Genomic DNA, 22,550 nt, shown 5'->3' with positions numbered 1-22,550 from the left:
GCGGCGCGGGGGTGCGGCAGCCGAAGTACGCCTTGGCGGCCTATGACGTCGAGGCTGAGGACGAGGAGATCTGGGCCCTGTGCGCGGACGCCGAGAACCTCTTCGGCGATCCGCGTCCTCCCGCGCGCGCGACGTACGCATTGCTGGGCTGCGCACCCGAAGGGGAGTTGGGCGCCGCCCTGGCACGCGCGCGTGCCGATGGCTCTGCGCCGCTCGGCTCCCTCGTTCTGCAGATCCTCGACAAGAAGGGCGAGCGGGTCGACGAGTGGTGCCTGGAGGACGTACGTGTCCTCAGCGACCACCCGTGCGCGCGTGACCTGTCGCTGCTCGACATCACGATCGAGGCGCGCCAGTCCCCGCACAACTCGTTCGACTATCCGCAGTGCCCGCCGCTCTCCCCGGGCTACCGGCTGCTCGGTGCGGAGGACGAAGCGCGGGGCAGCTGCCGGGATCTGGCATACGTCGAGAACGGCCGGCCCGACCTCGTCGAACCCTCCGTGCGGCTGCTCGGCTGTTCTCCGCAAGGAGCCCTGCGTACAGGGCTGAACGCGGGCGAGGAAGACCTCGGGCACGCCAAGCTGATCCGCCTCGATGCATCCGGCCGCGCCATTCAGTGTGCCGTCGAGGGCGAGCTCATCGCCTGGATCCCAGCCGGCCGCGGCCTGGTGGACCTCACGCTGGAACCGTGGTCCGAGCGGCCGCCGACCGCTGCCCGGGAGGTCTGGGAGCTGTGGGACGACGGACGCCCGGCTCGGCCCAACTCCTGGGCGCGGTGCGGCACAGAGGGGCGCCGCTACTGGCTCAACACGGTGCGGGACAACCACGTCGCGCACAAACCGGACGGTGCACCCGGCGGTACGTACCACCTCGACGGTTGTCACATCACCGACGAGCCCGGTTTCTTCTGCGCACTGGGCGAGGCGTTGAACGGCCCCGGCGGCTACTTCGGCTGCGGTCTCGACGCGCTGGCCGACTGCCTCTGCGGCGGCTGGGGAGCCGGCTGGCCCTTCAACCTGGTCTGGCACGACGCGGAGGTCGCTCGCACCTGCCTCGGTCTCACGCCGCGTATCGACAACCGGCCCTGGACCTTCGAAGAACTCCTCGAATTCCTTGCGGCCAAAGGCATCCAGGTCCACCTCGCCTAGCGGCGCACTAGTTATCCACAGCTTGGTCATCCACAGCCCGCCGGATTGTCAGTGGCGCCGGGCACTATGAACCCATGACCGAGATCAAGCAATTGATGACGAGTGTCGCCACTGAGGCCCACCACTCCCGGCCGTGGCGCCGACCTTCACTTCCGGAGCCCACGAACGCACCTCCGTAGCATGCGCCGTGAGGCGTCCACTCCGGGCGTCGTTGAGCCCATGCCGCCCTGCCGACCAGAACTCCGTCCGCTCTGGCGCGCGGCCAGCCACTTCGCCCCCGGACTGTGTCATGAGTGGCACCTTGCTGATCAGTGCAACCGGCCGACGCCGCACGGGCGTCCTCCCCAGCAACAACACACGATCAACGGCAAGAACCGCAGTACAGGCGAAGCCGCGAACAGCAGCACATGAGCGGCATGAGCACAGCCTTGCGAGAGCAAGATCACAGCACGGGTACAGCACGGAAGGGCAGGTTCACGGTATGGGCATCATCAGCTGGATCATTCTGGGGTTGCTGGCCGGCGCCATCGCCAAGTTCCTGCTGCCTGGCCGCGATCCGGGCGGCTTCATCGGCACGACGCTCATCGGCGTCGCGGGCGCGTTCATCGGCGGCTGGATATCCGCCCGCTGGCTGGACAACCCGATCACCAAGGATTTCTACGACGGCGCCACCTGGGCCGCCGCGATCGGCGGTTCCCTCGTCCTGCTGGTCGCCTACCGCATCCTGTTCGGCCACTCGCGCAAGTGAGCAGACACCCTCAAACCGCAGCCAGCGGTCGGGAAGGGTGGGCACCTGAGGGTGCCCACCCTTCCCCGTACGCGCAACGAGCGTGATGTCACCGGTAGTTCACGAACTGCAGCGCGAAGTCGAAGTCCTTGCCCTTCAGTAGTGCGATCACGGCCTGCAGGTCGTCGCGGCTCTTCGAGCTGACGCGCAGCTCATCGCCCTGAACCTGTGCCTTCACGCCCTTCGGCCCCTCGTCACGAATGATCTTCGCCACCTTTTTGGCGTTTTCCTGGGAGATGCCCTCCTCGATGGAGGCGAAGATCTTGTACTCCTTGCCGGAGAGCTGCGGCTCGCCCGCGTCCAGGGCCTTCAGCGAGATGCCGCGCTTGATCAGCTTGGACTGGAAGACGTCGAGGATGGCCTTGACCCGCTCCTCGGAGTTCGCCTCCATCAGGATCTTCTCGCCGGACCAAGAGATGGAGGCGCCCACATTCTTGAAGTCGTAGCGCTGCGAGATTTCCTTGGCGGCCTGGTTGAGGGCGTTGTCGACCTCCTGCCGCTCGACCTTCGAGACGATGTCGAAACTGGAGTCGGCCATGTCCTGTGGCTCCTTGTATCGGGGTGCGTGGGGCGGCCGTCGAGCCCGGCATCGGTCCCGGCCGCATCCGCATAAGCCTAGCCACCCCCCACCCTCCGAGTGCCGATCAATCGGGTGGCGAAGCACCCCTGGGCATCGGGTATCGTTTACGTCGTTGCCACGGAGCACCGCCGAAAGGCGGTGCGAAGGGCAGCACCCCCCGGCGGTGTGCCCGAGCGGCCAAAGGGAGCAGACTGTAAATCTGCCGGCTCAGCCTTCCCAGGTTCGAATCCTGGCGCCGCCACTTTGAGGGAGACCCTCTCGGGCCTGCGAGAAAGCAGGCCCGAGAGGGTCTCTTCATGCCGTCTCGCCGACCGGATGCCGGCCCACCCGCCACGTGAGCTGCCGTCGGCCCCTCCCCTCTCCCGGGCTGAGCAAGCCGCTTCACGTACCTGGAGTACGCCGGCGGCGAGTGTCGAACTGGCGCAGAAGAATCCGGCACAGGGATCCGGCCGGTTGCCGTTCGACGCATGCGTGAGAGCGGGGAACAGCCATGATCTGCCGGTCGAGAGCCATGGGACTTGACCGCCCGGTGATCCTCTCCGAACCGGATCCCGCACACCCTTCCGACCCGCCCCGCCCCTCTGAGCCGGAGGCCGGCAGGTCGGCCAGAGGTCAGTCAGAAAAGCCGGACGTCAGGAGACCGGCCGTATGTCCATACGGCTCACCAAACCCTCCGGACCGAAGCGGTAAACATGCTCGACCGGCTCCTCCGCCCAGTGATCGCCCGCATCGTCCCGCAGCCCCGGACGCACTGTGGCGACCACCCGCTGCCCGTCCTTGTCGAGGCGCAGCCCCTCGAGCCGTACGAGGGGATGCGCGGCCTCGAACTGCGCCGCCCAGTAGGCGCGCACCTCGTCGTGGCCGTGCAGCCGTACTCCGTCGGCGACGTTCGGCCAGTCCACGTCCTGGGCCAGGCAGTGCGGGAGGAACGTGTCGCGTTCAGCGGTGCTGAAGACCTCGTACATCTTCCGCAGCAGGGTTTCCTGTGCGGTGGGAACCTCGGCGGCGGGCACGGCAACTCCTCAGCTCGGGCTGACAGGACGTGCTCAGGCAACCAGACGTGCTCAGGCAACCACCGGTCCACGCCCGCCGCCGCCCCTTGCGTCGAGAGCGAACAGCACTGGCCCGACGAACTCGGCCTCCTCAGTTCCCCGCCACCGACTTCACCGCCACGGAAGCCGGCGCCGACCCACTGATCAGCTCCAGCGTCAGCCCGGCCGTCGCCGGAGTATCCAACAGTTCCGCGAGGACGGCCGCGACGTCATCGCGCGGTATGGGCCCGCGCCCGGTGGATGCCTCCAGGCGTACGAGACCTGTGCCTGCGTCGTTCGTCAGCATCCCGGGACGCAGGATCGTCCAGTCCAGGCTGCTGAAGCCGCGTATGTACGCATCGGCCTCGCCCTTGGCGCGCAAGTACACGTCGAAGACGTCGTCACCGGGGTGCGACGGGTCCGCGCCCATGGACGACACCACCACGTACCGCCGAACACCGGCCCGTACCGCCGCGTCCGCGAAGAGGACGGCGGCCCCTCGATCCACGGTGTCCTTGCGGGCGGCGCCGCTGCCCGGACCGGCACCGGCCGCGAAGACGGCGGCGTCGGCGCCCTGCAGATGCGCGGCGACCTCCTCGACCGAGGCCGACTCCAGATCGCACAGGACGGGCTCGGCGCCGGCCGCCCGCAGATCGTCCCCGTGCTCGCGTCGGCGGATGATGCCCGCGACCTCGTCACCGCGCGCGGCGAGCAGGCGCTCCAGCCGCAGCGCGATCTGACCATGACCTCCAGCGATGACAATGCGCATGTCTTCGACCGTACGCCCGGACACTGACACGCGCCGCACAACCCTGTGGATAACTCATGAGTCTCCTGAGCGATCAACGAACTACGACAACGATCGCTGAGTTACGAGGGTGACGCCGCGTGGCGTCAAGAGGAGACCGTCATCATCGCCAGGACCGCAACCATGACTGCCATACGCAAGCCCCTCACCGCGGCCGGTTGCGCCGCCGCCCTGTTCGCCGGTACGGCCGCCTGCGGCACGGTCGAGAACCTCACCGCCGGGCAGAAGGTCGACCGCGCCGTCGAGGGACTCGGCGAACAGAAGTCGCTCTCCTTCGAGTTGGGGCTCCAGGCCAAGCCCGCCGCGCTCATGAAGCTGGCCTCGGAGGCCGAGCCGGGCGAGGAACTGCCGCCCGAGTTCGCGAAGCTCTTCACCGAACTGCGCGTCAAACTGTCCGTCGAGTCGAAGAAGCCGCTTGCCGATTCGGGCGAGAAGGACCTCGTCGGCATGGGCATGCGGGTCTCGGGAGCCGACGGCGTCCTGGCCGAGTTCCGGGTCGTCGGCGACTTCACGTACTACCGCGCCGACATGGAGGCGCTCGGCGAGGCGATGGGCGTTCCGTTCCCCACGGTCGACGAACTACCCGAGAGCGAGAAAGAGCTCAGGAAGGTCCTCGAAGGTGAGTGGGTCAAGGTCGACAACTCCGAACTCGAGCAGTCCGGCAAGAGATCGGGCTCCGAGGAGATCGATACCAAGACCCAGCAGAAGATCCTCAAGGCAGTACGCGGTGTCGTCGCGCGTGAAGTCACCTTCAGCAGCAAGGGCGGCAGCGATGGCACCGAACAGATCGTCGCCAAGGCCTCGTTCCGCGACCTGCTCACGGGTGTCTTCGACAAACTCCGGCCGCTGGCCGACGACCTCCCGGCGGGCACCGAACTGCCCACCAACAAGGACCTCAAGGAGGCCCCCGACAAGAAGATCGCCGTCAACTTCTCTCTGAAGAACGGCGACTTGACTCGCGTCTCGGTCAACCTCGCCGCCCTCGCGGACAAGCCGAAGGGCGCCCGGCTCCCGCTCGTCCTCACCTTCGGCAAGGCATCCGACGTCAGCGCCCCCTCCGGCGCCACCGAGGTGCCGGCAGAAGCGTTCATGGGCCCCGGCAACCCGTTCACGGGCGGGATGCTGAGCGGCGGCTTCTGACAGCCGAAGCCGTCGGGGACGGCCCCGTCGGCGCCCGAAGCCATCGGTACAGGTGAAAACACCGGCACGCGCGCGTGAACCCCAATCACCCTCCACGCGCGCGTGGACCCGAATCACTTTCCACGCGCGCGTGGATCCCAAAATCCCTCCGCGCGCACGCGTGCGTGAACCCTCAAGACGCCCCCCCACCCCGCCCCTGCCGAGGCAGATCCAACGCCACCGCAGCAGCCGAGCCGCAGAACTCCCGCACAGCATTCGTCCGCGCCACCACCCGCCCCTGGTGCACCACGATCCGGCTGTACGCCAACGACAGCGCCCCCGCCAGCCGGTCCCCGCGCACGGCGAGCAGCTCAGCCGGGAATCCGGCCTCCACCCGCACCTCGGGCAGCCCGAGCGCTGCACGCGCCGACGAACTCACCGCGTCGTACGCGTCTTCGGGCCGCAGCCCGTAGCGCGAGGCCAGCAGATACGCCGCCTCCAGCGGATCTCCGCGCCCCACAGGGTTCGATACGTCCCTCAGGGCGCCGCTGCCCGCAACGACCCGTACCCCGGCCGCCCGCAGCAGTCGTACCGGAGCCGTCCCGCGCCGCTCGACGCCCGAACAGCCGCCCTGGGGCAAGCAGACGACGGTCACCCCCGCTGCGGAGAGCTGGTCCGCGGCCCGCGACGCCACATCCGGGGGCAGCCGCCCGAATCCGCCGCACGGGCCGAGCGTCACCCCGGGCCGCAGCCCGCCCGCCATCGCCGCGAGCCGCGCGAGCCGCGCCGGATCGTCACCGTCCGTGTGCAGATCGACCGGGCAGCCGTGCTCTGAAGCGACCTCCAGGACCGCCTCCACATACCCCGTCGGATCGGGGTCGAGATCCGGACAACCACCCACTACGGAGGCGCCCATTTTCACGGCGTCCCGCAGCATCGCCAGCTCCTCCGCCCCGGCGAGCCCGGTCAGCACCCGCGGCATCGCCACCGCCGTCAGCTCGGCGAGTCCCCGCAGCGTGCGCCGCGCCTGGAGTACCGCCGCCAGCGCGCCGAGCCCCTGGACGTCGCCGATGCGTACGTGGGAACGCAACGCCGTGGCCCCGTGCCCGAGGTGGAGCAGGGCGGCCTCGGTCGTACGGCGCTGGACCTCCTGATCGTCGTACGAGACCGGACCGTCGCCGTCCGCTGACAGGGCCGTGTCACCGTGGGCGTGCGGCTCCGTGGGGGCGGGCAGGAGGAGATAGCCGGTGAGATCCACGCGCGCGGTGTGCATGCTGAGACTGCCGGCCGTGCCGACCGCCTCGATGCGCCCGCCGCCCAGCCGCACGTCCACGGTCCGCCCGTCGGTGAGCCGCGCGCCGCACAGCAGCAGGGCGGAGCCGTCGGTCCAGCCCGACGAGGAACCCGGCGACGAAGGGGGCTGCTGCGGCCGGCTGTCGGGCATCGCGCTCCTGGGTCTCGGTGCTGCTGCGCAAAGGGGACATCTGATCACGCAGCGTGAGTCGAGCCTAGGGTGGCGAGCAGTGCGCTTCGAGGAGGAGCGGAATAGTCGTACCGGTGTGGTCCGCCGTGCATACGGGGCTGTTGGAGCGCTTGTGGAGCTCCTGGGAGCCGCACAGAATGCCGGGAACGGGGGCGGACAGGTACGGCGAAACGGATTTGGGCGAACGGCTGCCGAGCGTGTAATGTCTTCATCGCTCGCCCCAATAGCTCAGTCGGCAGAGCGTCTCCATGGTAAGGAGAAGGTCTACGGTTCGATTCCGTATTGGGGCTCTGGTGTGTGAGGTTCCGCCGTGAGGCGGTCCGAGCGCATCGCAGCGGTGTAGCTCAGTCGGTAGAGCAAGCGGCTCATAATCGCTGTGTCACCGGTTCAAGTCCGGTCACCGCTACTGACAGTAGCCGATTGTGGGGTCGGTCCTTCGATCGGCTACTCTTCTGTGCGTTGTACCTGTCCCATCCGTTCGTCAAGGAGCACTCACGTGGCTGCCACCGACGTCCGCCCGAAGATCACGCTGGCCTGCGTGGAGTGCAAGGAGCGGAACTACATCACCAAGAAGAACCGGCGTAACAACCCGGACCGTCTTGAGATGAAGAAGCACTGCCCGCGTTGCAATGCGCACACCGCGCATCGCGAGACGCGATAAAACAGGCTCGTACACGAGGCCGTCCCCAGCTAACGGGGGCGGCCTCGCGTCGTTGTCGGCTCGCCGGGGCGACGCTCACGCATGCTTGTTCCGGCAATCACAGCGAACATCAGGAGGTACCGGGCCATGGCGCTCGACCAGTCGTTCGTGGGGCGGTCCTACCCGCCCACCGACCCGTATGAGGTCGGCCGGGAGAAGATCCGCGAGTTCGCGGAGGCAGTAGGGGATCCCAACCCCGCCTATACGGACCCGGAAGCTGCCAAGGCACTCGGGTACGCCGATGTGATCGCCCCGCCCACCTTCGTGTTCGCGATCACCTACAAGGCCGCGGGACAGGTCGTCCAGGACCCCCAACTGGGCCTCGACTACAGCCGGGTGGTGCACGGCGACCAGAAGTTCGCCTACAAGCGCCCGGTGCGCGCGGGGGACCGGCTGACGGTCGTCTCGACGATCGAGGCGATCAAGTCCATGGCGGGCAACGACATCCTGGACATCCGGGGCGAGGTCCACGACGAGGCCGGCGAGCATGTGGTGACCGCCTGGACGAAGCTCGTGGCCCGCGCGGCAGAGGAGGGCTGAGAGGTATGACGACGAAGATCGCGTACGACGACGTCGAGGTCGGCGCCGAACTGCCGGCTCAGACCTTCCCGGTGACCCGCGCCACGCTCGTGCAGTACGCGGGCGCCTCCGGGGACTTCAACCCGATCCACTGGAACGAGAAGTTCGCGGTCGCGGTCGGCCTCCCGGATGTCATCGCGCACGGCATGTTCACGATGGCCGAAGCGGCGCGGGTCGTCACCGACTGGGTGGGGGATCCGGGAGCGGTCGTCGAGTACGGCGTGCGCTTCACCAAGCCCGTGGTCGTCCCGAACGACGACAAGGGAGCCACGATCGAGATCGGCGCCAAGGTCGCGGCCAAGCTCGACGACAACACCGTGCGCGTCGACCTCACGGCGATGAGCGCGGGACAGAAGGTGCTGGGGCGGGCGCAGGCGGTCGTACGACTGGCTTGATGGCGTCGCATGAGTAAGGGGCACTCTCAATGGAGGCGTGCTCCTTACTCATGCGCTCTGTAGGGGCTCCTGAAGCCCCTTGACTTCACAGGAGACACCACGGCGCGGGGGAGCAGTCTGGGCCCTCGTCATCACCAGCGTCGCCGGGTTCATGGCGGCGCTCGACAACCTCGTCGTCACCACTGCCCTGCCGTCGATCCGTGAGGACCTCGGGGGAGGGATGGACGACCTGGAATGGACCGTGAGCGCGTACACGCTGACCTTCGCCGTGCTGCTGATGTTCGGTGCGGCGCTCGGGGAGCGCTCAAGTTCCTCGCCAGGAGCCCCGGTGTGTGGCGGCAGGTGCGCAGGGCACCGGGCGCGTACGGGGCCTCCCTGAAGGCGGCGCCATTGCGGCGGACCTTCTGGACGCTGCCCGCCCTGGAGTCACCCGCGGCGCTCAAGGCCTTCGCGCGCTCCGGCACCCATGCGCCGACAGTCCGGGGGCTCGGCTCTCAGATGCTGGACGCGAAGTTCGCCACCTGGACAGTGACGACGGACGACCTTCCGCTTGACTGGCCGGATGCGCTCCGGCGCCTGTAGCCGAGCCACACGGAGCACGGCCCCGCCCTGACCGGCGGGGCCGTTCTCGTACCCTTGTGCACGTGCTGGAACTCCACGACGCCCCACTCGCCCCACTGACCACCTTTCGGCTCGGCGGTCCCGCAGCGCGGCTGATCACCGCGACGACCGACGCGGAAGTGGTCGCCGCCGTCCGCGAGGCCGACGACACCGGTACGCCGCTACTGCTCATCGGCGGCGGCTCCAACCTGGTCATCGGCGACAAGGGCTTCGCGGGAACCGCCCTGCGCATCGCCACCCGCGGCTTCGAACTCGACGGTACAAAGCTGGAGCTGGCCGCCGGCGAGGTGTGGACCGACGCGGTCACCCGCACCGTCGAGGCGGGCCTCGCAGGCATCGAGTGCCTTGCCGGAATCCCCGGCTCCGCGGGCGCGACACCCATCCAGAACGTTGGCGCGTACGGCCAGGAAGTGTCGTCGACGATCACCGAAGTGATCGCGTACGACCGGAATACCCGCGAAACGGTCACCATCCCGAACGCCGAGTGCGCCTTCTCGTACCGCCACAGCCGCTTCAAGGCCGACCCCGAGCGCTTCGTCGTCCTGCGCGTGCGTTTCGCGCTGGAGGACGCGGACGGGCTCTCCGCACCGATCAAATACGCCGAGACCGCCCGCGCCCTGGGGGTCGAGGCCGGCGAGCGCGTCCCCCTCGCAGCCGCCCGCGAGACCGTCCTGAAGCTGCGCTCCGGCAAGGGCATGGTCCTGGACCCCGAAGACCACGACACCTGGTCGGCAGGGTCCTTCTTCACCAATCCGATCCTCACGGACGAGGAGTTCGCCGCCTTCCACGCGCGCGTGCAGGCACATCTGGGCACGGACGCCACCCCACCCGCGTACCCGGCGGGCAACGGCCACACGAAGACCTCCGCGGCCTGGCTGATCGACAAGTCGGGCTTCGCCAAGGGCTACGGCACCGGCCCCGCACGCATCTCCACCAAGCACACCCTCGCCCTCACCAACCGCGGCGAGTCCACCACCGAGGACCTGCTCGCACTGGCCCGCGAAGTCGTCGCCGGAGTCCACGCCACCTTCGGAATCACACTGGTCAACGAACCGGTGATGGTGGGCGTCTACCTCTGACCGGCCCATCGCCCGCGGGCAGGACGGCGTACCGAAGGTTCAGGCAAGCCAGTCGTCGATCCCGGACAGCAACTTCTCCTTGACATCCTTGGGCGCCGCCGATCCCCGTACCGACTGCCGCGCCAATTCGGCCAGTTCCGCATCCGTGAAACCGTGATGACGGCGCGCGATCTCGTACTGGGCGGCCAGACGTGATCCGAAGAGAAGGGGATCGTCCGCACCGAGCGCCATGGGGACCCCTGCTTCGAAAAGTGTGCGCAAGGGGACGTCCTCCGGCTTTTCATACACCCCCAGGGCGACGTTCGACGCCGGGCACACCTCACATGTCACACCACGGTCCGCGAGCCGCTTCAGCAGACGAGGGTCCTCGGCGGCCCGCACCCCGTGCCCGATCCGCGACGCATCCAGGTCGTCCAGGCAGTCGCGCACCGAGGAGGGCCCCGTCAGCTCGCCGCCGTGCGGAGCGGCCAGCAACCCGCCATCGCGCGCGATGGCGAAGGCCCGGTCGAAGTCCCGTGCCATGCCACGGCGTTCGTCGTTGGAGAGCCCGAAGCCGACGATGCCGCGGTCCGCGTACCGCACGGCCAGACGGGCCAGCGTGCGGGCGTCCAGCGGGTGCTTCATACGGTTCGCGGCCACCAGGACCCGCATCCCGAGCCCCGTCTCCCGCGCGGCCGAGTCCACCGCGTCCAGGATGATCTCCAGGGCCGGAATCAGCCCGCCCAGGCGAGGCGCGTACGACGTCGGATCGACCTGGATCTCCAGCCAGCCGGAGCCGTCCCTGAGGTCCTCCTCGGCCGCCTCGCGCACCAGCCGCTGAATGTCCTCGGGCTCTCTGAGGCACGACCGCGCCGCGTCGTACAGCCGCTGGAAACGGAACCAGCCCCGCTCGTCCGTGGCCCGCAGCTTCGGCGGCTCCCCGCTGGTCAGCGCGTCGGGAAGATGGATCCCGTGCTTGTCGGCCAGCTCCAGCAGGGTGGTGATCCGCATCGACCCGGTGAAGTGCAGGTGCAGATGGGCTTTCGGCAACAACTGGATGTCTCGAACCGTCTCCATGAACTCTCCGTAGGCGCTAAACTCCACTGCGTGCCGAAAGGCGTCGGGCAGGGCTTGTCCGCCGCTCGGTGTCAACCGGGCGGGAAACCCCGACAGGGGTGGAGTCACCTGAAGATCCTGCCGTATGTGGTCTTCGACAGGCAGCGGAGTTCACCGAACGAGCGCGTGCCTGAACGCACAAGCGGGCCTCCGGATCCGATCCGGAGGCCCGCTTGTGCGCCGTACACGTCAGGCCCGTGCCTCCGCGAGCAGCTTCTGGATCCGGGAGACACCTTCGACGAGGTCCTCGTCACCCAGGGCGTAAGAAAGCCGCAGGTAACCCGGAGTGCCGAAGGCCTCGCCCGGAACGACCGCGACCTCGGCCTCCTCCAGGATCAGGGCCGCCAGCTCGACCGAGTCCTTCGGGCGCTTGCCGCGGATCTCCTTGCCGATGAGGGTCTTCACGGAGGGGTACGCGTAGAAGGCGCCCTCGGGCTCGGGGCAGACGACGCCGTCGATCTCGTTCAGCATCCGAACGATGGTCTTGCGGCGCCGGTCGAACGCCTCACGCATCTTGGCCACGGCGTCCAGGTCGCCCGAGACGGCGGCGAGCGCGGCGATCTGCGCCACGTTCGACACATTGGACGTGGCATGCGACTGGAGGTTCGTCGCGGCCTTCACCACATCCTTCGGACCGATGATCCAGCCGACGCGCCAACCCGTCATCGCGTACGTCTTCGCCACGCCGTTGACCACGACGCACTTGTCGCGCAGCTCGGGCAGGAGAGCCGGCAGCGACACGGAAGCGGCGTCTCCGTAGACCAGGTGCTCGTAGATCTCGTCCGTCATCACCCACAGGCCGTGCTCGACGGCCCAGCGGCCGATGGCCTCGGTGTCGGCCCGGTTGTAGACGGCGCCGGTCGGGTTGGACGGGGACACGAAGAGGACGACCTTGGTCTTCTCCGTACGGGCGGCTTCCAGCTGCTCGACCGAGACTCGGTAGCCGGTGGTCTCGTCGGCGACGACCTCGACCGGGACACCGCCGGCGAGGCGGATCGACTCCGGGTACGTCGTCCAGTACGGAGCCGGGACGATCACCTCGTCGCCCGGGTCGAGGATCGCGGCGAACGCCTCGTAGATGGCCTGCTTGCCGCCGTTGGTCACCAGGATCTGCGAGACCTCGGGCTCGTACCCGGAGTCGCGCAGCGTCTTGGCGGCGATCGCGGCCTTCAGCTCGGGAAGGCCACCGGCCGGCGTGTAGCGGTGGTACTTCGGGTTCTTGCACGCCTCGATGGCGGCCTCGACGATGTAGTCCGGCGTCGGGAAGTCGGGCTCACCGGCGCCGAAGCCGATCACCGGACGTCCTGCGGCCTTCAGGGCCTTGGCCTTGGCGTCCACGGCGAGGGTGGCGGACTCGGAGATCGCACCGACTCGGGCGGAGACCCGGCGCTCGGTGGGAGGGGTTGCAGCGCTCATGGGGCCCATCGTTCCAGACCCGAAACGTCCGCGGCACACGGGTTTCACAGACTGAGCGGGCTTCGCCAAGGCCCGTACGGGCGCTATCTGTTCGACGACCGGCCGCCGACCACGTACACTCTCACCTCGTTGGCCTTCACCGGCCGCACGCACCGGGTGCACACCGAGCACTCGGACGGATGCGGTACGTTGAAGGGAAACAAAGGGTCGTAGCTCAATTGGTAGAGCACTGGTCTCCAAAACCAGCGGTTGGGGGTTCAAGTCCCTCCGGCCCTGCTACACACTCCTTCGTCAGGATGTGTGCGCATGTACGTACTGCAATGCACCCGCCGTGCGGCTCGACCGGGCGCGGCACGGCCACGACCCGGAATCAGGTGAGGACGAGTGACGGACGCCGTGGGCTCCATCGACATGCCTGATGCCCAGGATGAGGTGCCGGAGTCCAAGAAGAAGGGCCGCAAGGGCGGCAAGCGTGCCAAGAAGGGCCCGCTGAAGCGCCTCGCCCTCTTCTATCGCCAGATCGTCGCGGAACTCCGCAAGGTTGTCTGGCCGACTCGCAGCCAGCTGACGACCTACACCACTGTGGTGATCGTCTTTGTTGTCATCATGATCGGTCTGGTGACTGTGATTGACTTTGGGCTCGACAAGGCGGCCAAGTACGTCTTCGGCTGAGCCAGGCGCGAAGGGCGCCGTACTCGGCGCCCGCTTTCGCGTGTTCCACCGCTATGTATCCAGGAAGAAGCAGCCACCGTGTCTGACCCGAACCTGAACGACGCCATCGAGTCGGCGGAGTCCGTTGAGGACGAGCTCGACATCGTCGAGGCTGCGGACGCTGAGAAGAACGTCGAGAACACCGACATCACTGAGAACACCGAAGAGGCTGCCCTGACCGAGGCTTCCGAGGACGCGTCGGACGAGGACGCGGCCGTCGCCGAGGAAGCTGCGGAAGAAGCCCCGGAGGAAGCCGAAGCAGAGGCCGCGGAGGAAGAGGCCGAGCCGGTCGACCCGGTCACCGCCCTCCGCGAGGAGCTTCGCGGGCTGCCCGGCGAGTGGTACGTCATCCACACCTACGCCGGCTACGAGAAGCGCGTGAAGGCCAACCTGGAGCAGCGCGCCGTCTCGCTGAACGTCGAGGAATTCATCTACCAGGCCGAGGTCCCCGAGGAAGAGATCGTCCAGATCAAGAACGGCGAGCGTAAGAACGTCCGGCAGAACAAGCTGCCCGGTTACGTTCTCGTCCGTATGGATCTGACGAACGAGTCCTGGGGCGTCGTCCGCAACACGCCCGGTGTCACCGGCTTCGTGGGCAACGCCTACGACCCGTACCCGCTGACCCTGGACGAGATCGTCAAGATGCTCGCCCCTGAGGCCGAGGAGAAGGCCGCCCGGGAGGCCGCCGAGGCCGAGGGCAAGCCGACTCCGGCCCGCAAGGTCGAGGTCCAGGTGCTGGACTTCGAGGTCGGCGACTCGGTCACCGTCACCGACGGCCCGTTCGCGACGCTCCAGGCGACCATCAACGAGATCAACGCCGACTCGAAGAAGGTCAAGGGGCTCGTCGAGATCTTCGGCCGGGAGACTCCGGTCGAGCTGTCCTTCGACCAGATCCAGAAGAACTAGCTCCCCGGAGCCTTCTGGAACACCCACTTCCGTCCAGGTCAGACCGGCTTCCACAGGCGGTCTGACCTGCTCGGTTTCAGGCTGTGCCACGTTGGCCGTTATCGTGGTGCGGTTGCCCTCGCGGCAACATGACAAGGCAAGACACAAGAAAAGGCAGAGGACCCGGAATGCCTCCCAAGAAGAAGAAGGTCACGGGGCTGATCAAGCTCCAGATCCAGGCCGGTGCCGCCAACCCGGCTCCGCCGGTCGGCCCGGCGCTGGGCCAGCACGGCGTCAACATCATGGAGTTCTGCAAGGCCTACAACGCCGCGACCGAGTCGCAGCGTGGCTCGGTGATCCCGGTGGAGATCACGGTCTACGAGGACCGCTCCTTCACCTTCATCACCAAGACGCCGCCGGCCGCCAAGATGATCCTCAAGGCTGCGGGCGTGCAGAAGGGCTCCGGCGAGCCGCACAAGACCAAGGTCGCCAAGATCACCGAGGCGCAGGTCCGCGAGATCGCCACCACGAAGATGCCCGACCTGAACGCGAACGACCTGGACGCCGCGGCGAAGATCATCGCCGGTACCGCGCGTTCCATGGGCATCACGGTCGAGGGCTGAGCCCTACCTTCGTAAGAATCATGCGGCTCGCGAGGCCGCACGTGGAAGGGCCTGCTCGGCCCGTACCACGACTCCTTCAGAACACATCAGGAGCAGCAGTGAGCAAGCGCAGCAAGTCTCTCCGCGCTGCGGACGCCAAGATCGACCGGGAGAAGCTGTACGCCCCGCTCGAGGCCGTGCGTCTCGCCAAGGAGACCTCCACCACCAAGTTCGACGGCACCGTCGAGGTCGCCTTCCGCCTGGGCGTTGACCCGCGCAAGGCCGACCAGATGGTCCGTGGCACCGTGAACCTCCCGCACGGCACCGGCAAGACCGCCCGGGTCCTGGTCTTCGCGACCGGTGACCGTGCCGAGGCCGCGACCGCCGCGGGCGCCGACATCGTCGGCTCCGACGAGCTGATCGACGAGGTGTCGAAGGGCCGTCTGGACTTCGACGCCGTCGTCGCCACCCCGGACCTCATGGGCAAGGTCGGCCGCCTCGGCCGGGTCCTCGGCCCGCGTGGTCTGATGCCGAACCCGAAGACCGGCACCGTGACCCCGGACGTGGCCAAGGCCGTGACCGAGATCAAGGGCGGAAAGATCGAGTTCCGCGTCGACAAGCACTCCAACCTGCACTTCATCATCGGCAAGTCTTCCTTCGACGACACCAAGCTGGTGGAGAACTACGGCGCCGCGCTGGAGGAGATCCTCCGTCTGAAGCCGTCCGCCGCGAAGGGCCGGTACATCAAGAAGGCCGCCATCACCACCACGATGGGCCCCGGCATTCCGGTCGACCCGAACCGCACCCGCAACCTCCTCGTCGAGGAGGACCCGGCCGCCGTCTGAGTCCGAGACTCACCCGGCAGTCGCGTACGCGTTCTTGTCAGCGGGCCCCGCAACCTTTCGAGGTGCGGGGCTCGTCCCATTGGTGGGTGTGGATTTCCTGAGCCGGGTGTCAGTGGCCTGCGCTAGCGTGCGGGGCACAGGAATTGCATAGGGGTGGGACGAATGACGAGCACGAGCGTGCGCCGCGTGGGACTCTCGATCGCGGTGGTGGCCGCGTTGACAGGGGTGGCGGCCTGTACCGGCTCGGACTCCGGCCAGAGTTCGGGGGACGACGACAAGGCGGCCGGCAAGGACGCGGCCCGTGTGAGCCCGATAGCGGCCCTGCGTTCCGTGGAGACGACCACGGACAAGGCCGACTCCGCCAAGGTCGAGGCCACGACGACCATGGGCTCGATGATGTCCATGGAGGCGGACGGCGCGCTCGGCTGGGCCGACGGCCTCACCGGCAATCTGACGATCACGTACACCGGCGGGACGATGGCCGACACGATGCGTCAGATGGGCTCCACGTCGATGGAGGCCCGCTATCTGCCCGACGCCTACTACGCGAAGATGAGCGACCAGTTCGCCGCGCAGGCGGGCGGCAAGCACTGGATCAAGTACGCGTACGACGATCTGGCGGACCTCGCCGGTGGTTCGGGGGCGTATCTGAAGGATCAGATGCAGAACACCACGCCCAATCAGTCGGTGAAACTGCTGTTGGCCTCCGGTGATGTGCGGAAGGTCGGTGACGAGACGGTGCGTGGGGTGAACACCACGCACTACTCCGGGACGGTGGACGTCGCGGATCTCGCTGTGCGGAACTCGAGTCTCAGTGAAGGGCAACTGGCTGACCTGAAGCGTCAGTTGGAGCAGGCAGGCATCACCACCCAGACGGTCGACATCTGGGTCGACGATGACGATCTGCTGGTGAAGAAGGTCGAGAAGGGGGAGATGGCCAGCGGGTCGATGTCCTCCACGGCGTACTACAGCGACTACGGGGTGGAGGTCTCCGCCGAGGAGCCTCCGGCTGCTGACACGGCGGATTTCAAGGACCTGGCGGGGACTCAGCCGTCGGCGTGAACGCTTCATCATGACGTGAACGCTCCAACAGGAAGCGTGTGTTGTTGCTGCTGAGCGGGCGTGCCCCGGTTGGACCGCCGGCGGATTTGCTTGACACTCGGCCGGTCGCGTACTCTTCCACGGAAGCCAAAGACCGCTGGTCGTTGCCGTGTGCTCGTACGAGGACATGGTGGCCGAAGGATCCGCTGAACTGCGGGCGACCCGCGCAGGTGACTGTGGAAGAGCTCCCGTATCCCGTCAGGGATGTCCGGTCGAGTTCACGCCCCGTGCGCCTGCGCCGGGGCGTTTCGTTTTGATGTTGAGACGAGCCCCTTCCTCGCGTGCCTGATTCAGGCGGTCCGGCGACGTGCGGCTGATCGAGAGGTCAGCCGAGGATCATCACCCCGGAAGGAGGCCGAGGCACATGGCGACGTCCAACAAGGTCGCAGAGGACAAAGTCGCAGCCGTTGAAGAGATCACGATGAAGCTGCGCAACTCCAACGCTGCTGTCGTGACTTCTTACGTCGGACTGTCCGTGGCGCAGCTCCAGGAGCTCCGCCGTTCTCTCGGCGAGAACGCTCAGTACCGAGTGGTGAAGAACACGCTGACCCAGATCGCGGCCAAGCAGGCCGGGGTCGAGCTGGACGAGCACCTTGAGGGCTCGACCGCTGTTGCCTTCGTGACCGGTGACCCGGTCGAGGCGGCGAAGGGTCTTCGTGACTTTGCCAAGACCAACCCCGCTCTCGTCATCAAGGGCGGTGTCCTTGAGGGCAAGGCGCTGTCCGCCGACGAGATCAAGAAGCTTGCGGACCTCGAGTCCCGCGAGGTTCTGCTCGCCAAGCTGGCAGGCGCCATGAAGGCCAAGCCGTCCCAGGCTGCCGCGGTCTTCCAGGCGCTTCCCTCGAAGTTCGTCCGTACCGCGGAGGCGCTTCGTGTCAAGAAGGCCGAGCAGGGCGGTGCCGAGTAATTCGGCTCGCACATTGACCGCGGCCTCAAGGCAGCAGCCCTGAGGCGACGGTCGAAGCGGGCCCAACGTACGCCCGCCGACATGTACATCCGGCACCAGCCGAATTAGTGGAAGGATCGCCCATCATGGCGAAGCTCAGCCAGGAAGACCTGCTCGCGCAGTTCGAGGAGATGACCCTCATCGAGCTCTCCGAGTTCGTGAAGGCCTTCGAGGACAAGTTCGACGTCACCGCTGCCGCCCCGGCCGCCGTCGTCGCCGCCGGTGGCCCGGCCGCCCCGGCCGCCGAGGCCGAGCCCGAGCAGGACGAGTTCGACGTCATCCTCACGGGTGCCGGCGACAAGAAGATCCAGGTCATCAAGGTCGTGCGTGAGCTGACCTCCCTGGGTCTGAAGGAGGCCAAGGACCTCGTGGACGGCGCCCCGAAGCCCGTCCTCGAGAAGGTCGCCAAGGACGCCGCCGACAAGGCCGCCGAGTCCCTCAAGGGCGCCGGCGCCTCCGTCGAGGTCAAGTAAGTCTCCACGTGCGGCCACGGCCGCACGGCGACTTCCCGTGACACGGCTCTCCCGTAGGGCTGTAACGCGGACGCACTGAGGAGCGATCACCCAGTTGGGTGGTCGCTCTTCGGCGTTCGAGGGGGCGCCGTGCGGCTGCCTTGCGCTGGAGGTCGCGTTGAGTATGGTGATCTTCGTTGTGCCTCCCGCCGCCTCGGTGACGGGCAGCAGACCGGGCTGCAAGTGACGATCGCAGCACCCGGTTTGGGCATGGGGGCCTTGACGAACCGCACGCAGCGCGCAATTCTCAGGACGCGTCGTCACAACGATCCGAATCCGAGGCATGGATCGACGGCGAAGAGGGAAGTATCGATGTGCATTGAGGGCGTGGCTTGCAGCAGGGGTTGAGAACAACGAGGGTCTTCAAAAACCCGCACTGGACATCAGTGGGCCTAGTGGCTACACTGACCCTTTGCGCTGCCTGTTAGCTGCCTCCTGCCCGTCACCAGGGGCATGCCCTCGCTTGAGCACAGTGGATTGAAACGGTTCTGACCTGGCCTTCTGGGCTGATTCAGGAAACGTCTGTCTCTGTGTCCGGCTTGGGACCGGTACGCGCGTAGTGAGTCCGAGCCCTCGGAAGGACCCCCTCTTGGCCGCCTCGCGCACTGCCTCGACCGCGAATACGAACAACGGCGCCAGCACTGCCCCGCTGCGCATCTCCTTTGCAAAGATCAAGGAGCCCCTCGAGGTTCCCAACCTGCTCGCGCTGCAGACCGAGAGCTTTGACTGGCTGCTCGGGAACACCGCCTGGCAGAGTCGGGTCGAGGCGGCTCTGGAGTCCGGTCAGGACGTCCCCACCAAGTCCGGCCTGGAGGAGATCTTCGAGGAGATCTCTCCGATCGAGGACTTCTCCGGGTCGATGTCGCTGACTTTCCGCGACCACCGTTTCGAGCCTCCGAAGAACTCCATCGACGAGTGCAAGGAGCGCGACTTCACGTACGCCGCCCCGCTCTTCGTCACCGCTGAGTTCACCAACAACGAGACCGGCGAGATCAAGTCTCAGACCGTCTTCATGGGCGATTTCCCGCTCATGACGAACAAGGGCACCTTCGTCATCAACGGCACCGAGCGTGTCGTGGTGTCGCAGCTGGTCCGTTCGCCGGGTGTCTACTTCGACTCCTCCATCGACAAGACGTCCGACAAGGACATCTTCTCCGCGAAGGTCATCCCGTCCCGGGGTGCCTGGTTGGAGATGGAGATCGACAAGCGCGACATGGTCGGCGTACGCATCGACCGTAAGCGCAAGCAGTCTGTGACCGTTCTGCTCAAGGCTCTCGGTTGGACGACCGAGCAGATCCTCGAGGAGTTCGGCGAGTACGAATCCATGCGCGCCACCCTGGAGAAGGACCACACCCAGGGCCAGGACGACGCGCTGCTCGACATCTACCGCAAGCTGCGTCCGGGCGAGCCCCCGACCCGTGAGGCCGCGCAGACGCTGCTCGAGAACCTCTACTTCAACCCCAAGCGTTACGACCTCGCCAAGGTCGGCCGCTACAAGGTCAACAAGAAGCTGGGCGGCGACGCCCCGCTGGACGCCGGCATCCTGACCGTCGAGGACATCATCTCGACGATCAAGTACCTGGTGAAGCTGCACGCCGGTGAGACCGAGACCGTCATGGGCGACAGCGGGACCTCGATCGTCGTCGAGACCGACGACATCGACCACTTCGGCAACCGTCGTCTGCGCAACGTCGGCGAGCTCATCCAGAACCAGGTCCGTACGGGTCTGGCGCGTATGGAGCGCGTCGTGCGTGAGCGCATGACGACTCAGGACGTCGAGGCGATCACGCCGCAGACGCTGATCAACATCCGGCCGGTCGTCGCCTCCATCAAGGAGTTCTTCGGCACCAGCCAGCTGTCGCAGTTCATGGACCAGAACAACCCGTTGTCGGGTCTCACCCACAAGCGCCGTCTGTCGGCTCTTGGCCCGGGTGGTCTCTCCCGTGAGCGGGCCGGCTTCGAGGTCCGTGACGTGCACCCCTCGCACTACGGCCGCATGTGCCCGATCGAGACCCCTGAAGGCCCGAACATCGGCCTGATCGGCTCGCTCGCCTCGTACGGCCGGGTCAACGCGTTCGGCTTCGTCGAGACGCCGTACCGCCGGGTCACCGGCGGTGTCGTCACCGACGAGGTCGACTACCTGACCGCCGACGAGGAGGACCGCTTCGTCATCGCGCAGGCCAACGCGCCGCTGTCGGACGACATGCGGTTCGAGGAGTCCCGCGTGCTGGTTCGCCGCCGTGGTGGCGAGGTCGACTACGTCCCCGGTGACGACGTGGACTACATGGATGTCTCCCCGCGCCAGATGGTGTCGGTCGCGACCGCCATGATCCCGTTCCTCGAGCACGACGACGCCAACCGTGCCCTCATGGGCGCGAACATGATGCGTCAGGCCGTGCCGCTGATCACCGCCGAGGCCCCCCTCGTCGGTACGGGCATGGAGTACCGCTGCGCCGTCGACGCCGGTGACGTCATCAAGGCCGAGAAGGCGGGCGTGGTCCAGGAGGTCTCCGCGGACTACGTCACCGTGGCCAACGACGACGGCACGTACACCACGTACCGGGTTGCCAAGTTCTCCCGTTCCAACCAGGGCACCTCGGTCAACCAGAAGGTCATCGTCCACGAGGGCGACCGGGTCGTCGAGAGCCAGGTGCTCGCCGACGGTCCCGCCACCCAGGAAGGCGAGATGGCGCTGGGCAAGAACCTGCTCGTCGCCTTCATGCCCTGGGAGGGTCACAACTACGAGGACGCGATCATCCTGTCGCAGCGCCTCGTGCAGGACGACGTCCTCTCCTCGATCCACATTGAGGAGCATGAGGTCGACGCCCGTGACACCAAGCTCGGCCCCGAGGAGATCACCCGGGACATCCCGAACGTCTCCGAGGAGGTCCTGGCCGACCTCGACGAGCGCGGCATCATCCGCATCGGCGCCGAGGTCATCGCGGGCGACATCCTCGTCGGCAAGGTGACCCCCAAGGGTGAGACCGAGCTGACGCCGGAGGAGCGCCTGCTGCGCGCGATCTTCGGTGAGAAGGCCCGTGAGGTCCGTGACACCTCGCTGAAGGTGCCGCACGGCGAGACCGGCAAGGTCATCGGCGTACGCGTCTTCGACCGCGAGGAGGGCGACGAGCTGCCCCCCGGTGTGAACCAGCTGGTGCGCGTGTACGTGGCGCAGAAGCGCAAGATCACCGACGGTGACAAGCTCGCCGGCCGCCACGGCAACAAGGGTGTCATCTCCAAGATTCTGCCGATCGAGGACATGCCGTTCCTGGAGGACGGCACCCCGGTCGACATCATCCTCAACCCGCTGGGTGTGCCGTCCCGAATGAACCCGGGACAGGTTCTGGAGATCCACCTCGGCTGGCTCGCCAGCCAGGGCTGGGACGTCTCCGGACTCGCAGACGAGTGGGCTCAGCGCCTCCAGGTCATCGGCGCCGACCAGGTCGACCCGCGTACGAACGTGGCGACCCCGGTCTTCGACGGTGCCCGCGAGGACGAGCTGGCCGGTCTGCTGGAGCACACCGTTCCGAACCGCGACGGCGACCGCATGGTCCTCCCGTCCGGCAAGGCGCGGCTGTTCGACGGCCGCTCCGGCGAGCCGTTCCCGGAGCCGATCTCGGTCGGCTACATGTACATCCTCAAGCTCCACCACCTGGTCGACGACAAGCTCCACGCCCGCTCGACCGGTCCGTACTCGATGATCACCCAGCAGCCGCTGGGTGGTAAGGCCCAGTTCGGTGGCCAGCGGTTCGGCGAGATGGAGGTGTGGGCGCTGGAGGCTTATGGCGCCGCTTACGCCCTCCAGGAACTGCTGACCATCAAGTCCGACGACGTCACCGGCCGCGTGAAGGTCTACGAGGCCATCGTCAAGGGCGAGAACATCCCCGAGCCCGGCATCCCCGAGTCCTTCAAGGTGCTCATCAAGGAGATGCAGTCGCTCTGCCTCAATGTGGAGGTGCTGTCCTCGGACGGTATGTCCATCGAGATGCGCGACACGGACGAGGACGTCTTCCGCGCCGCGGAGGAGCTCGGTATCGACCTGTCCCGGCGTGAGCCGAGCAGCGTCGAAGAGGTCTGACGGGTCTGGCCGGGGCTCCCTGAACAAGAGCC

21 protein-coding genes, 4 tRNA genes and 2 pseudogenes are annotated in these 22,550 nt (G+C 67.2%); 21 read left to right on the top strand and 6 right to left on the bottom strand.

The window, feature by feature from the left end; all coding sequences use genetic code 11:
* Nucleotides 1-11 precede the first annotated feature (11 nt).
* Nucleotides 12-1,145 carry a barstar family protein gene (locus ABD357_RS18905; RefSeq protein ID WP_344391467.1) on the top strand — a complete coding sequence of 378 codons (1,134 nt, stop codon included), beginning with the start codon at nucleotides 12-14 and terminating at the stop codon, nucleotides 1,143-1,145.
* Between the two features lie 481 nt (nucleotides 1,146-1,626).
* Complete coding sequence (locus ABD357_RS18900) at nucleotides 1,627-1,893, top strand: GlsB/YeaQ/YmgE family stress response membrane protein (RefSeq protein WP_344391466.1); 267 nt, start codon at nucleotides 1,627-1,629, stop codon at nucleotides 1,891-1,893.
* Nucleotides 1,894-1,981: 88 nt separating this feature from the next.
* Here the strand turns inward: ABD357_RS18900 and ABD357_RS18895 are convergent, their stop codons facing one another.
* A complete protein-coding gene (locus ABD357_RS18895; RefSeq protein ID WP_328771052.1) occupies nucleotides 1,982-2,470 on the bottom strand; it encodes a YajQ family cyclic di-GMP-binding protein in 489 nt (162 codons plus the stop codon).
* Between the two features lie 201 nt (nucleotides 2,471-2,671).
* On the opposite strand from ABD357_RS18895, the gene ABD357_RS18890 reads away from it, so the two are divergent.
* Nucleotides 2,672-2,753: transfer RNA gene (locus tag ABD357_RS18890), tRNA-Tyr, on the top strand.
* Between the two features lie 391 nt (nucleotides 2,754-3,144).
* Here the strand turns inward: ABD357_RS18890 and ABD357_RS18885 are convergent.
* Nucleotides 3,145-3,525 carry a nuclear transport factor 2 family protein gene (locus ABD357_RS18885; protein ID WP_344391464.1) on the bottom strand — a complete coding sequence of 127 codons (381 nt, stop codon included), beginning with the start codon at nucleotides 3,523-3,525 and terminating at the stop codon, nucleotides 3,145-3,147.
* Nucleotides 3,526-3,655: 130 nt separating this feature from the next.
* Nucleotides 3,656-4,312 (bottom strand): SDR family oxidoreductase, encoded by a 657-nt coding sequence (locus tag ABD357_RS18880; protein ID WP_344391463.1) that lies wholly within the window; start codon nucleotides 4,310-4,312, stop codon nucleotides 3,656-3,658.
* A gap of 162 nt (nucleotides 4,313-4,474) precedes the next feature.
* Here ABD357_RS18880 and ABD357_RS18875 point away from each other — a divergent pair, with 162 nt between their 5' ends.
* The gene (locus tag ABD357_RS18875) at nucleotides 4,475-5,491 is read left to right on the top strand and encodes a hypothetical protein (RefSeq protein ID WP_344391462.1); all 1,017 of its coding nucleotides are present in this window, start codon (nucleotides 4,475-4,477) and stop codon (nucleotides 5,489-5,491) included.
* Nucleotides 5,492-5,663: 172 nt separating this feature from the next.
* Here the strand turns inward: ABD357_RS18875 and ABD357_RS18870 are convergent, their stop codons facing one another.
* Entirely contained in the window at nucleotides 5,664-6,914 is a 1,251-nt protein-coding gene (locus tag ABD357_RS18870) for an amidohydrolase family protein (RefSeq protein ID WP_344391461.1), read from the bottom strand.
* Nucleotides 6,915-7,170: 256 nt separating this feature from the next.
* Here ABD357_RS18870 and ABD357_RS18865 point away from each other — a divergent pair.
* The 8 genes and pseudogenes from ABD357_RS18865 to ABD357_RS18830 all read left to right on the top strand — a co-directional run bounded on the left by ABD357_RS18865 (nucleotide 7,171) and on the right by ABD357_RS18830 (nucleotide 10,327).
* Nucleotides 7,171-7,243, top strand: a tRNA-Thr gene (locus tag ABD357_RS18865).
* A 43-nt stretch (nucleotides 7,244-7,286) separates the two neighbouring features.
* A tRNA-Met gene (locus tag ABD357_RS18860) sits at nucleotides 7,287-7,359 on the top strand.
* 90 nt (nucleotides 7,360-7,449) lie between these two features.
* Entirely contained in the window at nucleotides 7,450-7,614 is a 165-nt protein-coding gene (gene rpmG / locus ABD357_RS18855) for a 50S ribosomal protein L33 (protein WP_003948671.1), read from the top strand.
* A 126-nt stretch (nucleotides 7,615-7,740) separates the two neighbouring features.
* A complete protein-coding gene (locus ABD357_RS18850) occupies nucleotides 7,741-8,193 on the top strand; it encodes an FAS1-like dehydratase domain-containing protein (RefSeq protein WP_344391460.1) in 453 nt (150 codons plus the stop codon).
* A 5-nt stretch (nucleotides 8,194-8,198) separates the two neighbouring features.
* Nucleotides 8,199-8,627, top strand: coding sequence for a MaoC family dehydratase (locus ABD357_RS18845; protein ID WP_344391459.1), 429 nt, complete (start codon nucleotides 8,199-8,201; stop codon nucleotides 8,625-8,627).
* Nucleotides 8,628-8,706: 79 nt separating this feature from the next.
* A pseudogene (locus ABD357_RS18840) lies at nucleotides 8,707-8,931 on the top strand (MFS transporter); the annotation flags it as partial.
* Nucleotides 8,925-9,209, top strand: a pseudogene (locus tag ABD357_RS18835) (DUF3291 domain-containing protein); the annotation flags it as partial. The pseudogenes ABD357_RS18840 and ABD357_RS18835, both read left to right, overlap by 7 nt.
* 56 nt (nucleotides 9,210-9,265) lie before the next feature.
* Nucleotides 9,266-10,327: a UDP-N-acetylmuramate dehydrogenase gene (locus ABD357_RS18830; protein ID WP_344391458.1), complete on the top strand. Its 1,062-nt coding sequence runs from the start codon at nucleotides 9,266-9,268 to the stop codon at nucleotides 10,325-10,327.
* Between the two features lie 39 nt (nucleotides 10,328-10,366).
* Here ABD357_RS18830 and ABD357_RS18825 read toward each other — a convergent pair whose 3' ends face one another.
* Both ABD357_RS18825 and ABD357_RS18820 read right to left on the bottom strand, forming a co-directional pair.
* The gene (locus ABD357_RS18825; RefSeq protein WP_344391456.1) at nucleotides 10,367-11,383 is read right to left on the bottom strand and encodes an adenosine deaminase; all 1,017 of its coding nucleotides are present in this window, start codon (nucleotides 11,381-11,383) and stop codon (nucleotides 10,367-10,369) included.
* 228 nt (nucleotides 11,384-11,611) lie between these two features.
* Entirely contained in the window at nucleotides 11,612-12,838 is a 1,227-nt protein-coding gene (locus ABD357_RS18820; RefSeq protein ID WP_344391455.1) for a pyridoxal phosphate-dependent aminotransferase, read from the bottom strand.
* Nucleotides 12,839-13,041: 203 nt separating this feature from the next.
* On the opposite strand from ABD357_RS18820, the gene ABD357_RS18815 reads away from it, so the two are divergent.
* From ABD357_RS18815 to rpoB, 9 genes are all read left to right on the top strand, one after another.
* A tRNA-Trp gene (locus ABD357_RS18815) sits at nucleotides 13,042-13,114 on the top strand.
* A 108-nt stretch (nucleotides 13,115-13,222) separates the two neighbouring features.
* Nucleotides 13,223-13,510 (top strand): preprotein translocase subunit SecE, encoded by a 288-nt coding sequence (gene secE / locus ABD357_RS18810; RefSeq protein ID WP_165261552.1) that lies wholly within the window; start codon nucleotides 13,223-13,225, stop codon nucleotides 13,508-13,510.
* 78 nt (nucleotides 13,511-13,588) lie between these two features.
* Complete coding sequence (gene nusG / locus ABD357_RS18805) at nucleotides 13,589-14,455, top strand: transcription termination/antitermination protein NusG (RefSeq protein WP_344391452.1); 867 nt, start codon at nucleotides 13,589-13,591, stop codon at nucleotides 14,453-14,455.
* Nucleotides 14,456-14,622: 167 nt separating this feature from the next.
* Nucleotides 14,623-15,057 (top strand): 50S ribosomal protein L11, encoded by a 435-nt coding sequence (rplK, locus tag ABD357_RS18800; protein WP_165337694.1) that lies wholly within the window; start codon nucleotides 14,623-14,625, stop codon nucleotides 15,055-15,057.
* 98 nt (nucleotides 15,058-15,155) lie between these two features.
* Nucleotides 15,156-15,881 (top strand): 50S ribosomal protein L1, encoded by a 726-nt coding sequence (rplA, locus tag ABD357_RS18795; protein ID WP_328771065.1) that lies wholly within the window; start codon nucleotides 15,156-15,158, stop codon nucleotides 15,879-15,881.
* A 162-nt stretch (nucleotides 15,882-16,043) separates the two neighbouring features.
* Nucleotides 16,044-16,943, top strand: a complete 900-nt coding sequence (locus tag ABD357_RS18790) for an SCO4651 family lipoprotein (protein ID WP_344391450.1) — start codon at nucleotides 16,044-16,046, stop codon at nucleotides 16,941-16,943.
* A gap of 403 nt (nucleotides 16,944-17,346) precedes the next feature.
* Complete coding sequence (rplJ, locus tag ABD357_RS18785) at nucleotides 17,347-17,889, top strand: 50S ribosomal protein L10 (protein ID WP_344391449.1); 543 nt, start codon at nucleotides 17,347-17,349, stop codon at nucleotides 17,887-17,889.
* A 125-nt stretch (nucleotides 17,890-18,014) separates the two neighbouring features.
* Nucleotides 18,015-18,401 (top strand): 50S ribosomal protein L7/L12, encoded by a 387-nt coding sequence (gene rplL / locus ABD357_RS18780; RefSeq protein ID WP_165337690.1) that lies wholly within the window; start codon nucleotides 18,015-18,017, stop codon nucleotides 18,399-18,401.
* A gap of 628 nt (nucleotides 18,402-19,029) precedes the next feature.
* Entirely contained in the window at nucleotides 19,030-22,518 is a 3,489-nt protein-coding gene (gene rpoB, locus ABD357_RS18775; protein WP_344391446.1) for a DNA-directed RNA polymerase subunit beta, read from the top strand.
* The last annotated feature ends 32 nt before the right edge of the window (nucleotides 22,519-22,550 follow it).

The organism is Streptomyces vastus, from assembly GCF_039532825.1.
In the GTDB taxonomy this organism is placed as follows: Bacteria; Actinomycetota; Actinomycetes; order Streptomycetales; family Streptomycetaceae; genus Streptomyces; species Streptomyces vastus.
Note: the sequence above shows the minus strand (reverse complement) of the source record. Positions and strands in the feature narration are given on the sequence as shown.

Excerpts from the sequence above, each read along its gene's own strand:
- ABD357_RS18900 (WP_344391466.1), top strand. The coding sequence starts at position 1,627 with ATGGGCATCATCAGCTGGATCATTCTGGGGTTGCTGGCCGGCGCCATC.
- ABD357_RS18895 (WP_328771052.1), bottom strand. The coding sequence starts at position 2,470 with ATGGCCGACTCCAGTTTCGACATCGTCTCGAAGGTCGAGCGGCAGGAG.
- ABD357_RS18880 (WP_344391463.1), bottom strand. The coding sequence starts at position 4,312 with ATGCGCATTGTCATCGCTGGAGGTCATGGTCAGATCGCGCTGCGGCTG.
- ABD357_RS18875 (WP_344391462.1), top strand. The coding sequence starts at position 4,475 with ATGACTGCCATACGCAAGCCCCTCACCGCGGCCGGTTGCGCCGCCGCC.
- ABD357_RS18870 (WP_344391461.1), bottom strand. The coding sequence starts at position 6,914 with ATGCCCGACAGCCGGCCGCAGCAGCCCCCTTCGTCGCCGGGTTCCTCG.
- ABD357_RS18850 (WP_344391460.1), top strand. The coding sequence starts at position 7,741 with ATGGCGCTCGACCAGTCGTTCGTGGGGCGGTCCTACCCGCCCACCGAC.
- ABD357_RS18845 (WP_344391459.1), top strand. The coding sequence starts at position 8,199 with ATGACGACGAAGATCGCGTACGACGACGTCGAGGTCGGCGCCGAACTG.
- ABD357_RS18825 (WP_344391456.1), bottom strand. The coding sequence starts at position 11,383 with ATGGAGACGGTTCGAGACATCCAGTTGTTGCCGAAAGCCCATCTGCAC.
- ABD357_RS18820 (WP_344391455.1), bottom strand. The coding sequence starts at position 12,838 with ATGAGCGCTGCAACCCCTCCCACCGAGCGCCGGGTCTCCGCCCGAGTC.
- rplK (WP_165337694.1), top strand. The coding sequence starts at position 14,623 with ATGCCTCCCAAGAAGAAGAAGGTCACGGGGCTGATCAAGCTCCAGATC.
- ABD357_RS18790 (WP_344391450.1), top strand. The coding sequence starts at position 16,044 with ATGACGAGCACGAGCGTGCGCCGCGTGGGACTCTCGATCGCGGTGGTG.
- rplJ (WP_344391449.1), top strand. The coding sequence starts at position 17,347 with ATGGCGACGTCCAACAAGGTCGCAGAGGACAAAGTCGCAGCCGTTGAA.
- rplL (WP_165337690.1), top strand. The coding sequence starts at position 18,015 with ATGGCGAAGCTCAGCCAGGAAGACCTGCTCGCGCAGTTCGAGGAGATG.